The sequence below is a fragment of the Paenibacillus sp. KN14-4R genome, from assembly GCF_052180255.1.
In the GTDB taxonomy this organism is placed as follows: domain Bacteria; phylum Bacillota; class Bacilli; order Paenibacillales; family NBRC-103111; genus Paenibacillus_AM.
This window is the reverse complement of record NZ_CP197466.1, coordinates 1,707,469-1,722,245: the sequence shown is the minus strand read 5'-3', so window position 1 is coordinate 1,722,245 and position 14,777 is coordinate 1,707,469. Positions and strand designations below refer to the sequence as shown.

Annotated in this window: 16 protein-coding genes; 1 reads left to right on the top strand and 15 read right to left on the bottom strand. The window is 43.6% G+C overall.

The features are described from left to right. Positions 1–357, bottom strand: coding sequence for an Asp23/Gls24 family envelope stress response protein (locus ACSBOP_RS08100; RefSeq protein WP_442603906.1), 357 nt, complete (start codon positions 355–357; stop codon positions 1–3). Positions 358–610: 253 nt separating this feature from the next. On the opposite strand from ACSBOP_RS08100, the gene rpmB reads away from it, so the two are divergent. Next, positions 611–799, top strand: coding sequence for a 50S ribosomal protein L28 (gene rpmB, locus ACSBOP_RS08095; RefSeq protein WP_258205868.1), 189 nt, complete (start codon positions 611–613; stop codon positions 797–799). A 105-nt stretch (positions 800–904) separates the two neighbouring features. Here rpmB and spoVM read toward each other — a convergent pair whose 3' ends face one another. From spoVM to remA, 14 genes are all read right to left on the bottom strand, one after another. Continuing rightward, on the bottom strand, positions 905–985 hold the full coding sequence (gene spoVM, locus ACSBOP_RS08090; RefSeq protein ID WP_258206204.1) for a stage V sporulation protein SpoVM: 81 nt from the start codon (positions 983–985) through the stop codon (positions 905–907). A 261-nt stretch (positions 986–1,246) separates the two neighbouring features. Next, positions 1,247–1,909 carry a ribulose-phosphate 3-epimerase gene (gene rpe, locus ACSBOP_RS08085; RefSeq protein ID WP_442603905.1) on the bottom strand — a complete coding sequence of 221 codons (663 nt, stop codon included), beginning with the start codon at positions 1,907–1,909 and terminating at the stop codon, positions 1,247–1,249. A 4-nt stretch (positions 1,910–1,913) separates the two neighbouring features. Then, positions 1,914–2,822 (bottom strand): ribosome small subunit-dependent GTPase A, encoded by a 909-nt coding sequence (gene rsgA, locus ACSBOP_RS08080; protein WP_442603904.1) that lies wholly within the window; start codon positions 2,820–2,822, stop codon positions 1,914–1,916. 22 nt (positions 2,823–2,844) lie between these two features. Then, positions 2,845–4,836, bottom strand: a complete 1,992-nt coding sequence (pknB, locus tag ACSBOP_RS08075; protein ID WP_442603903.1) for a Stk1 family PASTA domain-containing Ser/Thr kinase — start codon at positions 4,834–4,836, stop codon at positions 2,845–2,847. Then, complete coding sequence (locus ACSBOP_RS08070; RefSeq protein WP_442603902.1) at positions 4,833–5,597, bottom strand: Stp1/IreP family PP2C-type Ser/Thr phosphatase; 765 nt, start codon at positions 5,595–5,597, stop codon at positions 4,833–4,835. The genes pknB and ACSBOP_RS08070 overlap by 4 nt, the downstream gene beginning before the upstream one ends. A gap of 15 nt (positions 5,598–5,612) precedes the next feature. Continuing rightward, positions 5,613–6,656, bottom strand: coding sequence for a 23S rRNA (adenine(2503)-C(2))-methyltransferase RlmN (rlmN, locus tag ACSBOP_RS08065; protein WP_442603901.1), 1,044 nt, complete (start codon positions 6,654–6,656; stop codon positions 5,613–5,615). A 120-nt stretch (positions 6,657–6,776) separates the two neighbouring features. Continuing rightward, complete coding sequence (rsmB, locus tag ACSBOP_RS08060; RefSeq protein WP_442603900.1) at positions 6,777–8,156, bottom strand: 16S rRNA (cytosine(967)-C(5))-methyltransferase RsmB; 1,380 nt, start codon at positions 8,154–8,156, stop codon at positions 6,777–6,779. After that, complete coding sequence (gene fmt / locus ACSBOP_RS08055; protein WP_442604416.1) at positions 8,156–9,130, bottom strand: methionyl-tRNA formyltransferase; 975 nt, start codon at positions 9,128–9,130, stop codon at positions 8,156–8,158. Before fmt ends, rsmB begins: the two co-directional genes overlap by 1 nt. Further along, the gene (gene def / locus ACSBOP_RS08050; protein ID WP_442603899.1) at positions 9,130–9,621 is read right to left on the bottom strand and encodes a peptide deformylase; all 492 of its coding nucleotides are present in this window, start codon (positions 9,619–9,621) and stop codon (positions 9,130–9,132) included. Before def ends, fmt begins: the two co-directional genes overlap by 1 nt. A gap of 92 nt (positions 9,622–9,713) precedes the next feature. Beyond that, a complete protein-coding gene (priA, locus tag ACSBOP_RS08045; RefSeq protein ID WP_442603898.1) occupies positions 9,714–12,305 on the bottom strand; it encodes a primosomal protein N' in 2,592 nt (863 codons plus the stop codon). After that, complete coding sequence (gene coaBC, locus ACSBOP_RS08040) at positions 12,305–13,549, bottom strand: bifunctional phosphopantothenoylcysteine decarboxylase/phosphopantothenate--cysteine ligase CoaBC (RefSeq protein WP_442603897.1); 1,245 nt, start codon at positions 13,547–13,549, stop codon at positions 12,305–12,307. The genes priA and coaBC overlap by 1 nt, the downstream gene beginning before the upstream one ends. Positions 13,550–13,636: 87 nt before the next feature. Then, positions 13,637–13,864, bottom strand: a complete 228-nt coding sequence (gene rpoZ, locus ACSBOP_RS08035) for a DNA-directed RNA polymerase subunit omega (RefSeq protein WP_442603896.1) — start codon at positions 13,862–13,864, stop codon at positions 13,637–13,639. Then, on the bottom strand, positions 13,864–14,502 hold the full coding sequence (gene gmk, locus ACSBOP_RS08030; protein WP_442603895.1) for a guanylate kinase: 639 nt from the start codon (positions 14,500–14,502) through the stop codon (positions 13,864–13,866). The genes rpoZ and gmk overlap by 1 nt, the downstream gene beginning before the upstream one ends. Next, entirely contained in the window at positions 14,492–14,752 is a 261-nt protein-coding gene (remA, locus tag ACSBOP_RS08025; RefSeq protein WP_009672664.1) for an extracellular matrix/biofilm regulator RemA, read from the bottom strand. The genes gmk and remA overlap by 11 nt, the downstream gene beginning before the upstream one ends. Positions 14,753–14,777: the final 25 nt, after the last annotated feature.

Sequence of the window (14,777 nt, the reverse complement as noted above, 5' to 3'; positions counted from 1 at the left end):
TCAAGCTACCCTAACACCTTGAACGAAGATGTTCACAGTATTAACTTGAAGTCCAATGACTTCATTCATTACGTATTTCACTTTTGCTTGAACATTTTGTGCGACAACTGAAATTTTCGTTCCGTAGCTTACGATAATGTATAAGTCAATCTCGGTTCGATCCTTTTCATGCCGAACTTCCACACCACGTCGTAAATTTTCTCGACCGAGCAACTCTGCAATACCATCTTTAAATTGATTTCGTGAAGCCATTCCTACAAGCCCATAACATTCTAGAGCAGCGGATCCCGCTAATGTAGCAATCACTTCGTTCATCACCTGAATTTTTCCCAATTCGTTTTTCACTTCGATTGGCACTGTCACCAACTCCTTCTTGCAAAAGGTAAATGGACCAATTCTCATTTTACTATAAAGGGGACAAGAAATAAACGGTGATAAAAAAGACCGTATTTCGTTGACGATCCCTTTTACAGTATGCTATTATATCTAAGTGTGTTTTTTACGTATGTTCTTAATATGAATAACAAAAGACGTAAAAGAATTGCTAACGCCTTGTAAGCTTAGGCTTGCCATGCGCTTAGCTTCGTATACTTACAAGGAGGTGTCATTCATGTCTCGCAAATGTTACATTACTGGGAAGTCACCTAGAACAGGTAATCACGTTTCTCATGCTAACAACAAAAACAAGCGTTCTTGGGGCGTTAACGTACAGAAGGTTCGTATTCTAGTTGATGGTAAGCCAAAACGTGTTTACGTAAGCGCTCGTGCCTTGAAATCAGGCAAAGTGACTCGCGTATAATTTAGCGCTAATAAACAAAAAGCACCTGATTCGGGTGCTTTTTTTTGTGCGTATACATTGTGTGATTAACCTTCTCTTCCTACGATCATCCGACTGTATCAGGCGTTAGCTTTTACTAAATGTATTCAGAATCGCTTTTACAAACCCACCTAAAAACTTCGGTAGTTTGACTGTGTAAAATTTCACCCTCTACCCCTCCTTCAAAGTTCACACAAGGGCTCGCAAGATCACCACCGGGAACCCATTATCCTTATCCACAATATATTCATCAGCCCATAAAAACGTGCTTACAATCTTGATTCGTGCAGGAATTTCTTTTGTTTTCGTGATTGAAAAAAGTAAGCCTAGCTGGAATTGAATCAAATGATTTTATCAAATCCTATACAACAAAAAAAGGTTACAAGAACAATGTGTTCTCGTAACCATTCTATGCATGACACATACAAACTATGCTTGTGCTTGCTCACGAATAAGACGAATGGCCTCACCGCGGTCAGGCTGTCCGAATACGGCATTCCCAGCAACCAGTACATTAGCTCCCGCCTTCGCCACTAAAGAGGCTGTAGCCGCATTTACACCGCCGTCAACTTCAATATCGACATGCGAGAGGCCCCGTTCGTTCAACTTGCTTCGTAATGCTGTAATTTTAGGAAGCGTAGCTTGGATAAACTTCTGTCCACCAAAGCCAGGATTAACTGTCATAATCAATACAAGGTCTAACCCTTCTTCAAGTACATAATCAAGCACATGAAGCGGTGTTGCTGGATTGAGTGCGACGCCTGCCTTTAGGCCTTGCTCTTTAATATAGCTAATTGTGCGATGCAAATGAATACATGCTTCAGCATGAACAGTTATGAGGTCAGCCCCAGCTTTTGCGAAGTCTGCAATGTAACGATCTGGCTGCTCTATCATTAAGTGCACATCCAGCGGCAGCTTCGTAAGTGGACGTATGGCATCAACCGCTAAAGCTCCGAACGTTAGATTCGGTACAAAATGGCCATCCATAACATCCACATGAATCCAATCTGCTCCGTGCTTCTCCACATCTTGTACTTCTTGACCTAACTTTCCGAAATTGGCAGATAATATCGATGGTGCAATTCGTATCATGTCCTCAGTACCTCCTTTTTCGGTCCTTCATTTCTTGATAAAATTGTGTGTAACTATCATAGCGTGATTGTGCGACTAACCTTTCTTCTACAGCTTCACGCACCTTACAACCCGGTTCTTTCATGTGTTGGCAGCCTCTAAACTTACAATGTTCAGCAAGTGGGGCAAATTCGATAAAGCAATCACCAAGCTGTTCAGGCTCCAATTCCATAAAATCAAGCTGTGAAAATCCAGGGGTATCCGCAACAAACCCACCACCCTGAAGTGCAATCAACTCCACATGTCTCGTCGTATGCTTACCACGTCCTAGACGGTGTGAAATTTCATTCGTCTCCAATTTTAAATCACTGATCAAGGCATTCAGAAGTGAAGATTTCCCCACACCTGATTGGCCAGCAAAGACTGACACATTATGAGCAAGCTCAGCGCCAATCTCCTCGATGCCCTTTTCCTGCTTTGCAGAAGTGACGATCACTTTATAACCAATCTGGCGATATAAAGCGATAATCGCTTCAACCTCTTGCTGCACAGCACTGCCCTCACTCAGTAAATCTTGCTTTGTTAAGCAAATGACAGCAGACAGACCTTCCTTCTCAATATGTACAAGAAACTTGTCCAATAAAAAAGGGTTTAAAACTGGCTCCGTTACTGAAAAAACGAGAACGGCTTGCTTGATGTTAGCAATCGGCGGGCGTATGAGCTCGGAAATTCTAGACTCAATCGCTGTAACCGTGCCTTCACCTGTGGCTTCCAATTCAAATTGAATCTGATCTCCGACTAGTGGTGATACTCCTCGGTTCTTGAATACGCCGCGAGCACGACATTGAATCAATGTCGCACCCACCGCATTTTCGCCGTCTGGTAGCACATAATAGAAGCCGCTCAGTGCTTTCAAAATCGTTCCTTGCGGCATCTTATCCCTCCTTGTGTTCCGATCATTGTACGCTTCTACCCTGACCGTTCTTCTGATCGAGATAATCTTGGTACGTACGAGTTTCTGTTTTAAATAACTTATCATTCTCGTAGATTTCGATCTTCGCACCTTTTGTTGGTGACATAACGACTTTTATATCCAAGCTTTGCGCTTTGGAAATCGTCTTTTTCCAATATTCAAAAGATGTATACTGCGCATCAGTGACGACCACTCGGAAAGTCGACTCTTTCCCTTCTTCTGATGGCTTAAACGCAGTAGAAACATTCATCGTTCCAGCTTCTTCTGGTAACCCTTCTGAAACGACAAGGGTAATCTGAGCGTCTTTTGGCATATCATCATTCGCATTATAAGGGAACTGCTTAATGACTCTTCCTTTTGGCTGTGTATAACTCTTCTCAAATTTGATGTCACTGTCTTTTAAGTTAACACCAAGCTTCGATAACTTCGACTTCGCTTCAGCCAGCTGATCCCCGACAAGATTAGGCATCTTGACTGTTTCTTTTCCTTTGGAGACGGTCAATTTAACTTCTACATTTTCCAATTCAAAAGCTGCTCCAGCCTCAGGATCTTGCTTCACGATCATATCTGGATCTTGATCAACAAATACGGAAGTTACTTTGATTTTTTTCGGATCAACCCCAAGTGCTACTAATTGTTTGGTTGCTTCATTTAAGTTCTGACCAATATAACTCTCCATCTTGAGCTGATCTGGACCAGCACCAACCGTAATCGTGACATTGGAATTGATAGTCAGCTTCAAATCTGCTTCCGGATATTGATTGATTACCTTGTCTTTATCTTCTTTCTTACTTGCTTGTGACTCAATTTTCGGATTAAGCTTAAGCTCTTTTAACTTCTCCTCCGCTTGTGCTTTCGTCATACCGCGAAGGCTAGGTACTTGAACCTCTTGAGGAGTTAATAAACCTCTCACATAACTTACCAAAAGGAACATGCCAGCGAGAACAAAAAGTAAGGATACAATCCATATAGTCGGCTTAATCCAAGTCTTTTTCTTCTTCTTCTCCATCTGGATTTCTTGAATATTATCTTCATCCTCTTTGTCGATTGACATAGGTGCATACTGCTGATTTGAGCGTATCGCCGGCAGAATACGTGTGCTTTCCTCATCAATCCCTTCATCGCTCCAAAACTGCGCCTTTGGTTCATTGCGGCGTTCTGGTGATAAGCAAGTTTCTAAATCATTTAACATCTGCTTAGCAGATTGATATCGCTCTTCCGGTCGCTTACGAAGCGCCTTTAGAATGACATTTTCGACACTTTGCGGAATAAGAGGATTCTCTGATCTTGGTGAAGCAACATCCTCTTGCAGGTGCTTAAGAGCAACTGCAATCGGACTTTCACCGCGAAATGGCAGTTTACCCGTAAGCATTTGGAATAATACAATACCTAAAGAATACAAATCGGACTTTTCACCCGCATTTGTTCCTTTGGCATGCTCAGGTGAGAAATAGTGCACCGAGCCGATGACGGAACCCGTTTGTGTAATAGAAGAAGAAGTCGTCGCACGTGCAATCCCGAAATCCGTCACCTTCACACGTCCATTACGTCCAATCAATATATTATGGGGTTTGATATCCCGATGAATAATTTCATTATGATGGGCATGATCCAGCGCATCGCAAATTTGAGAAGCAATCCCGATCGCTTCTTCAACTTGCAATGGTGCTTTTTCTTTAATAAGTTCGTTGAGTGTTTTGCCTTCCACATATTCCATTACGATGTAATAAGTATCCTCTTCTTGGCCTACATCATAAATGGAAACCACATTCGGATGAGACAATGAAGCAGCGGATTGCGCCTCTCTCCGAAAACGGCGAATAAATTCCTCATCGTGTATGTATTGTTCACGCAATACTTTAATGGCAACTTTACGATTCAGCAACAAATCTTGCGCCTTATATACAAGCGCCATACCTCCGCCACCGATCAGTTCCAGAACTTCATATCTGCCACCTAAGGTGTTACCGATCATTCACCGTCACCTCGTTTCCATTCGGCATTGTCTATATTTTGCATGAGTACGACTGTAATGTTATCATCTCCACCAGCTAAAAGCGCTTCATGGATCAATAAATCTACAGCCTTATCCATACTATCCTGACTATGTATAATGCGCACCATATCATCGGATTCAATCATATTACTTAACCCATCTGAGCAGAGTAGAATAATCTCACCTGGTTCGAGCTGAATCGTTTTGATATCTGCTTCAATTGTTGCTTCCGTTCCTAACGCCCTTGTTACGACATTACGACGCGGATGATGGGCAGCTTCCTCAGGAGTCAGCTGCCCGCTCTTCACAAGCTCATTAACAAGTGAATGATCGACTGTCAATTGGGTTATTTCTTCCCCATTCACACGATAAGCACGTGAGTCACCAATATGCGCAAGCAAAAGCTCCTCTTGCGACGCTAACGCTACGACAACTGTTGTTCCCATTCCTTGATAGATTACGCGTTCAGATGCATATTGATAAATCCGTTCATTTGCCGTTTTTATGGCCGATAGTACAAGCTCCTCGCGCTGCTCGAATGTCATCGACAACGATACTTGCTGCATTTCTTTAGCAATAAGATCTATTGCCATTTGCGATGCAACATCACCCGCTTGATGACCACCCATTCCGTCAGCAATGATTGCTAACTCAAAACCATTTAATTGATGTTGGATATAGGCTCGGTCCTCATTTACTAAACGAACACGTCCAATATCAGTTCGGCTTGCCATTAACATTGTACTATCACCTCGTTACTTACTTTCCATATGTTGAGCACGTAGCTGCCCGCAAGCAGCAGCAATATCGCCACCTTGCTCTCGACGTATGGTAGCATTAATTTTATTTCTTTCCAAAATGCGCTGGAAATTGAAAATATCATCACGTGGGGTTCGTTTGAAATCACGTTCCGCAACAAAGTTGACTGGAATTAAGTTCACATGACTAAGTGGGAATGTCTTTAGTACTTGTGCAAGCTCTTCTGCATGCTCAGCCTGATCATTCACACCACCCATTAGCGCATACTCAAACGTGATTCTACGTCCTGTCTTCGCTGTGTAGTATTTACACGCTTCAATTAGATCAGCAAACGGGAATCGACGGTTAACTGGCATAAGCTTTGAACGTAACTTATCATTCGGTGCGTGAATGGAAATCGCCAAGTTGATTTGTGTATTTTCTTCGGTAAACTTATAGATATTCGGTACGATCCCTGATGTGGAAACCGTAATATGACGCTGACCAATGTTCAAGCCTTTCGGGTGAATCATCACCTTCAAAAACTTCATCATCGCCTCATAGTTTTCGAAAGGTTCGCCAATTCCCATGATAACAATGGATGAAACTCGACCATTCTGACCATCTAGAAGTTGTTGCGCACGTACGACTTGGGCAATAATTTCGCCAGGCGTTAAGTTGCGTTTGAGGCCCGTCAATGTCGATGCACAGAACGTACAACCTACACGACATCCTACTTGTGTTGTTACACACACAGAGTGACCATAGCTGTGCTTCATGATGACAGTCTCAATCGCATTTTTATCCGACAGTTCAAACAAAAATTTAACCGTACCATCTTTTGATTCGTATCTTGCCACTTCATTAAGCGTAATAAATTCAAATCCTTCGCTTAATTTATCACGAAGTGATTTAGATAAATTCGACATCTGATCAAAACCAGTGACACGCTTCACGTACAACCAATCGAAAATTTGTCCTGCACGAAATGCGGGTTCTCCCTGCTCTTTAATCCAATCTTGCCACTCTTCTAATGTATAGTCATATACATAAGGTTTCACTTTGATCACAACCTATATCGCTATTTACTTTAAGTTTTGTACAACTTGTAAGCATTTCATCCTTACATTCTAACATAAAAGTGAAAACACAAGAAGAATCGCACTTTTACGGCCATTTCCTTATGTTTTGACCATCTTCGCAATAAAAAATCCATCAGAGTGGAACATATCAGGGTCAATCGATAACATACCTTCACTCGCTCCTGCTTCCAGCTTTTGTGGAAGATCCTCAATTTCAATTGGAGCTAAAATGAATTCCGGATGTGCCGCTAAAAATTGACGTACATTTCCTACATTTTCATCATGTTCAATGGTACAAGTACTATATACGAGTACACCGCCTGAACGCAATAAAACATGAATATTTTCCAGTAATTCACGTTGTAAGGCAGCAATTTCCTGAATATCTTGTTCCCGCTTCGCCCACTTCAAATCAGGTTTGCGACGAATTACCCCAAGGCCTGAGCAAGGTGCATCAAGTAAAATTCGATCAAACGACGCTGGTTCAAATCGATTCGCTAAATCACGAGCATCTGTTACGATTGTTTTCACCGCATGTAAGCCAAGTCGATGTGCAGTATCAGCAATAAGCTGTTCTTTATGTTCATGCACATCACAAGCCCATACTACTCCCTGATCTTGCATTTTCTCTGCCATATGGGTTGTCTTACCGCCAGGAGCTGCACAGCAATCTAGAACTTTCATACCCGGCCTCGGATCAACAACTTCCGCGACTAGCATAGAGCTTTCGTCTTGAACCGTGTACAAGCCCGCAGCAAACTCGTTACTAAGCGCCATGTTGCCAGCGCCAGTGACGATAACACCGCCAGGTGCAAGCTGCGAAGGTGCAGCGGCAAGTCCATTATTCGTAAGAGCGTGCAATAATTCTTCTCGTGTGTTTTTAAGTGTATTGGCGCGTATCGACACGTGTGGAGGCACATTATTTGCCGCACAAATGCGCTCAGTTGTTTCTGCGCCAAGCTGCTTGATCCACCGCTTTACCATCCAAAGCGGGTGGGAATGCTGCAGTGCGATACGCTCAGCTTGAGGCAGATCCTCTGGGATCTGCAGCTCTTCGCGGCTGCGGATAATGTTCCGCAGCACGGCATTGACCATGCCGGAGATGCCTGCATGGCCGCGGCGCTTTGCAATATTAACAGCTTCGCTTACGACCGCGTGATCTGGCACGCGTTCTAGGTAATGAAGCTGATAAAAACTAAGCCGGAGTAAGCTTTTTACCCACGGCTGAAGTTTTTTCAATCCTTTTGCAACGAAACGTTCCAAAAAGTAATCAATCGTATTCATCCGCTGAATCGTACCATACACGATCTCGGTTGCAAGCCCTGTATCTGCCCGCTCCAACCGATTCTCCTGCAGTGCTTGATTCAGTAATAAGTTACTATATGCTTGATCCTGTTCGACACCTGTTAACACATGAAGCGCAACTTCACGTGCTGACAGCTTGCGACCGTCTTTTTGATTCTTTTTATATGAACTCACTATTCGTTAACCTCATCTTCTGCTGTTTGTCTGTCTGTACCGAACACAGCACTAAGCAGGGCTTGGTTACCACGAGCGAATTGTGCTGCATCCATCGCTTTTTTACCTGCAGGCTGAACTTGCTTCAAGATAATTGCACCATCACCTGTCTGTACATAAATACCCTGATCATCTGTTTGCAGAACCGTACCAGGTACAGCATTTACTGCACCTTTCACATGCTGCGGCAATTCACTCGCCCATACTTTAAAAATCTCTCCATTCCAAAGTGTAAAAGCACCCGGAAAAGGATTCAGACCTCTAATCTGATTAAACACGCCACGTGCAGGTTTGGACCAATCGATCAACTCATCTGCTCGATTAATATTGGGTGAATAAGTAGCCTGATCCGCTTGCTGCGGCACTGCCTCTATTCGTCCTGTTATTAAGTCAGGCAATGTCTGACGCAACAATTCACTTCCAGCAATACTTAACTTTTCGAACATTGTGCCTGTCGTGTCCTCATCTAGAATCGGCAGTTCCACCTTCGAAATCATATCGCCAGTATCAAGGCCTTCTTCCATGTACATAATCGTAACGCCTGTAACACCATCTCCATTCATAATAGAATGATGAATAGGCGCTCCACCTCGATATTTAGGAAGTAGGGAAGCATGTACATTAATGCAACCATGCTGAGGCATGTCCAACACAGATTTAGGCAAAATTTGGCCATAAGCAGCTGTTACAATGAGATCAGGTGCGAATCCGCGCATAACCTCAACCGCTTCAGGCTTACGTAATCTCTCCGGTTGAAACACAGGAATGCCATGTGCTTCAGCAGCCACCTTAACGGGTGGTGGTGTTAATACGCGTTTGCGCCCTTTGGGACGATCTGGTTGTGTGACGACTGCAACGACGTTGTATCCCTCTTCAATTAGCGCGTTAAGGGACGGCACGGAAAAATCCGGCGTCCCCATGAATACAATTCTCATCACCTGCGATTACCGCCTTCATCATCTTGTCCTGGACGGTACACACGCAGAGCTAGATCTGTAAATAACACACCATTCAAATGATCAATTTCGTGCATAATGCAGCGTGCGAGAAACTCTTGGCCTTCAAGCTCAAACCACTCACCATTGCGATCTTGAGCCTTTACTTTGACTGTCATAGGGCGCTTCACTGTACCTTCAAGACCCTGAATACTTAAACATCCTTCAGGACCGATCTGTTCACCGTCTGTTGTAATAATTTCAGGATTCACAAGCTCGATTAGACCGCCATATTCTTCTCCGCAATCCATCACGACAACACGTTTAAGTACAGCAACCTGCGGAGCAGCTAAGCCTACACCCGGTGCATCGTACATCGTATCTGCCATATCATCAAGAAGTTTATGCAAATTTTTATTGAAATTTTTCACTGTAACTGCTTTTTCTCTTAAAACCGGATCTGGCTCCTGTACGATCATACGAATCGCCATTGTACACACCATCCTAACATTTTTATATTACTTCTATATTCTTTAAAATAAACATTAAAGCAGCTAAAGGTATTTTTAAATTGATTCAGATATCACATTAAAAATTGCGGGTCTACATCAACTGAAACGAGCAGTTTGGCTTTTGCAAAAGGTTCCTCAAACGTCTGCACTACCTGAGCAACAAGCTCCGATGCGATCGAACCCTCCCAATATTTTACCATGCATTGAAATCGATATCTATCCTTGATTCTTGCTAGTGGGGATGCCACTGGACCAAGCACAGACAGCACTTCACGCATACCTTGTGGAGATCCATATATAGCTCCATCATCACTTGCCCCACGCATTTCAGCTAATCTAGCCACTTTCCTCAATTCCGCCACGAACGCTTCTGCGCCTCGAATTAATGCCTGAACTTCTTCATGAGAGAACGTAATAAGCATCATCTTGCTGTATGGCGGATAGCCACGTTCGCCACGAACGGACAACTCTGTACGAGCAAATGCACCATAATCGTGCTCAGCTGAAGCGGTAACGGCATAATGCTCAGGCATATAGGTCTGCACATAGACTTCTCCCGGTAAAATATGACGACCTGCTCGACCCGCTACTTGGGTTAACAATTGAAACGTCCGCTCTGCGGAACGGAAATCTGGCAAGCCTAACACTGTGTCAGCAGCAATTACACCCACGAGTGTGACATTCGGAAAATCAAGACCCTTAGCTACCATCTGTGTACCGAGCAGCACGTCCGCTTGCTGATTCCGAAAGCGTGTTAATAACTTTTCATGAGAACCTTTCTCAGTCGTCGTATCGACATCCATCCGAATAACCCTGATGCCAGGGAAAAGTTTCACCAGTTCTTCCTCAACACGCTGTGTACCCGTACCAAAATGACGAATATGCTCTGAATTGCAGCTTGGACATACTTTCGGCTCTCGTTCTGCATAACCACAATAGTGACACCGCATCATATGCGAAGTTTGGTGAAAGGTGAGTGAAATATCGCAGTGTGGGCACTGCCCAACATAGCCGCAACCTCGGCACATGACAAAAGTCGCATACCCTCTGCGATTTAGGAATAATATACTTTGCTCCCGTTTCTCCAAACGATCAAGTAAAGCTTGATAAAGCCCAGAGCTAAACATCGAGCGATTGCCTTGCTTTAGTTCTTCCCGCATATCAACAATATGGACTTTCGGTAGGGACCCTCCACTAGCACGTTTATTCATCGTAAGCAGCTGATATCGTCCCGTCCCATCTGCCCGATACATCGTTTCATGAATACTTTCAAGGGAAGGAGTCGCTGAACCGAGTACGATGACAGATTGACTCAATTGCCCACGTTTAATAGCTACGTCACGCGCATGATATTTAGGTGTTTCCTCTTGTTTATATGAAGATTCGTGCTCCTCATCAATGATAATCAGACCAACATTTTTAAAAGGAGCAAATACAGCCGACCTGGCACCTATAGCCACTTTGACCGAACCACGTGTAATTTTACGCCATTCATCATAGCGTTCACCATGAGATAGACGAGAATGCAAGACAGCTACTAAATCGCCAAACCGACCTTTAAAACGTTCTACCATCTGCGGGGTTAAAGAAATTTCAGGCACGAGCACGATTGCCTCACGCCCAAGATCCAAACAGCGTTGAATGGTTTGCAAATATACTTCCGTCTTCCCACTGCCTGTCACACCATGAAGGAGGAATGTTTGATATCTTTTTTCATCCAGCGAGGTAATGATAGCTTCGTACGCTACTTGCTGCTCATCCCGAAGTTGTAGCGGGTTTGTGCGTTTAAAATCACGATCTGCATACGGATCACGTAAGACTTCCATTTCTTTAAGTTCTACAAATCCTTTTGAAGCTAAGGCTTTAACAGCCCCACTGCTGCCTGTAATTCGGGTATTTAGTTCAGCCACTGTAATTGGCTCCATATTATCCACGAGATAAAGCAGCACTTCTTTTTGTTTCACAGCTTGAGCTGACAATTGGAAGGCGGCCTTCTCTAACGCATCTGCATCATGTATAGGGAAAACAGTCAACCTCGTCTTAACAGAAAGACGATCTTTCACAGATTGCACTTCTTCTAGAACACCGTCAGCCAACATTTCTTTAATAGTGGCAGCACTTTGTGGGAACCTTTGAAGCAGCGAATCCAGCGTTTCTTTCCCCTTTTTCCGTAAATGATCAATAATTTCATCTCGATCGTAAAAAGGAAGCAGCCCACCCATTGCATAGTTAGCTCTAGTGATTGATTGCTGCTGATGCGTAGCAAAGCTACCAACCATGGGACGGTTTTCCACCCGGTCTACTTGCTCATTCACTACAATATATCGCTCAGACTTCGCTTTCAGCGCACCTGGGAGCATCACCGATAATGCCGCAGCTTCTCTGCATAAATATTTATTGCTCATCCAATAACCCAACTGAACGAGTTCCTCAGTTAGTGGTGGTTCAACATCCAAGATGCGACGAATAGCTTTTAACTTATTCAATTTGTATTCAGCATCCATACGCAGCTCTACCACATACCCTTGGAGTACGCGTGGGCCAAAAGGAACTTCAACACGAGCCCCCACCTCAAGTACGGTAAGGAGTTCATCGGGCACGATATAGTCAAATCCACGACTCGTTCCTTTGGCAGGAACGTCGACAATGACCTTAGCAAACATTAATTTTCCTCCGAAAAATCATTACCTTGAACATACACACTACCTGCATGCGAAGCTAAACGTCCTGTTACAATTTGAAGAAGACGTCGTGCCATATCTTGCTTACTTTGCAGAGGTAGCACTTCCACCAAGCCTTCTGCATCAAACACTTGAGCGATATTCGTATCTACACCAAAGCCAGCGCCCTCTTGTGAAACATCGTTGGCTACAAGTAGATCACAATTTTTACGTTTCAATTTGTCCTGCGCATAAGCCTCTAAATTGTTTGTCTCAGCAGCAAAACCTACTACAAACTGTGTTGTTTTACGCTGCCCAAGTGTTTGCAGGATATCTGGATTCTTCACGAGTCGAATGACCCATTCTTCTTCGCTCTTCTTCATCTTATGATCTAGTTGTTCAATAGGACGATAATCCGACACAGCTGCTGCCTTAAAAACAACATCAGTCGTATCGAATCGGCTAAGTACCTCATCCATCATATCCTGCGCCGAATTTACTTTCACGAAATCAACTCCGTCAGGAATAGGTAGCCTCGTCTGTGTAGCAACTAACGTCACTTCAGCACCTAATCGACGTGCCTCTCCTGCCAATGCGTAGCCCATTTTACCCGAAGAATCATTGGAAATATATCGAACTGGATCAATACGTTCTACTGTACCACCAGCTGTAACAAGTACTTTTTTACCTTTTAACAATTGACTCTCTTGAAAAAAAGATTGAATCTCCAGCATGATTTCATCCGGTTCAGAGAGCCGACCTTTGCCCACATAACCACACGCAAGCTGCCCAACTCCTGGTTCAATAAACCGTACACCACGTTCGCGAAGAATTTGCATATTATTCTGCGTAGCAGGATGTTCATACATATGAACATTCATCGCAGGGGCAATCATCACTGGAGCCATCGTCGCAAGCAATGTTGTTGACAACATATCGTCTGCAATACCATGAGCTATTTTCGCTAAGATATTAGCGGTTGCAGGGGCAATAATGAAAAGATCCGCTCGGTCTGCCAAATTTATGTGCGATATTTCAGAAGGGTCCTGCTCATCAAAGGTATCGGTAAACACTAAATTACGCGACAAAGATTGGAACGTAAGCGGTGTAACAAACTTCGTCGCTCCTTGCGTCATAATGACATGAACACTCGCTCCCGCTTGCTTCAGCTTGGAACAAAGTGCAGCAGCTTTGAATGCCGCAATTCCACCTGTTACACCAAGTACAATCGTTTTCCCCTTCAACATGGCAGATGCCCCTTTCTATTTAGAAAAAAATAACAACCACAAGGGTTGTTGAATGGTCATACATCGTATTTAGTCTATCAGCTTGCGCTATTCGTATTTTTTTCTTGTGCCTGCTGGTGCTTCAATTTTCTCGTAGGAAATGTACTCTCCATACAATTCTTCTAGTGCTGCACCAACTTGCTTATGTGCTTTTGGCGTACGAAGATCTGTTCTTGCACCCTCACGAAGCATACGAGCACGTTTAGCTGCAGCAACAGCTAGTGAATATTTGGAGTCTACCTTCTTAAGCAACTTATCAATTGACGGATATAACATTACTTCACCTCACCTATCCAATGCATCAGTTTCGGAAATACACGTTCTCTCTTACAATGTTCAGCTTCAAGAATGGACTTAATCTTGTTCCCTGCTGTCTCTACATGATCGTTCACAATCGCATAATCGTAATGCTCCATCAGACGCATTTCTTCCACAGCAACGGACATTCTGCTGCGAATGGACTCATCGGTTTCTGTACCGCGAGAGACGATGCGATTCTCAAGCTCATTAAGAGATGGAGGAAGTAAGAAAATGAACACACCTTCAGGGAATTTCTGTTTCACTTTAAGGGCGCCTTGAACTTCTATTTCAAGAATAACGTCCTTGCCGCTGCGCAGTGTTTCCTCGACAAATTGACGAGGTGTTCCGTAGAAGTTACCCACATATTCTGCCCACTCCAGCATATCATCATTTTCAATCATAGACTTAAATTGCTCATGAGATTTGAAAAAATAATTAACACCATCCACTTCACCTTGACGCGGTGTACGTGTCGTAGCGGAGACTGAATAGATCAATTCAGGGGATGATTTACGCAAACTTGTACAAACTGTACCTTTTCCAACCCCAGAAGGACCAGATAGTACGATTAATATGCCTTTTTCTCGTTCTAACGTATTGGTATTACTCGTCATGATCATCGTCCTTATTCGAAAGTCGGTGTGCAACAGTTTCAGGTTGAACAGCAGACAAGATCACATGATCAGAGTCTGTAATAATGACAGCACGGGTTCTTCTTCCGTACGTTGCATCTATCAGCATGTGCCGATCTCTGGCTTCCTGAATGATTCTTTTAATCGGCGCGGATTCCGGTGAAACAATCGAAATGATGCGATTGGCCGACACGATATTCCCGAAACCGATATTGATGAGTTTAATCGCCATACAACGTCCTCCTCGTGAGCGAGAT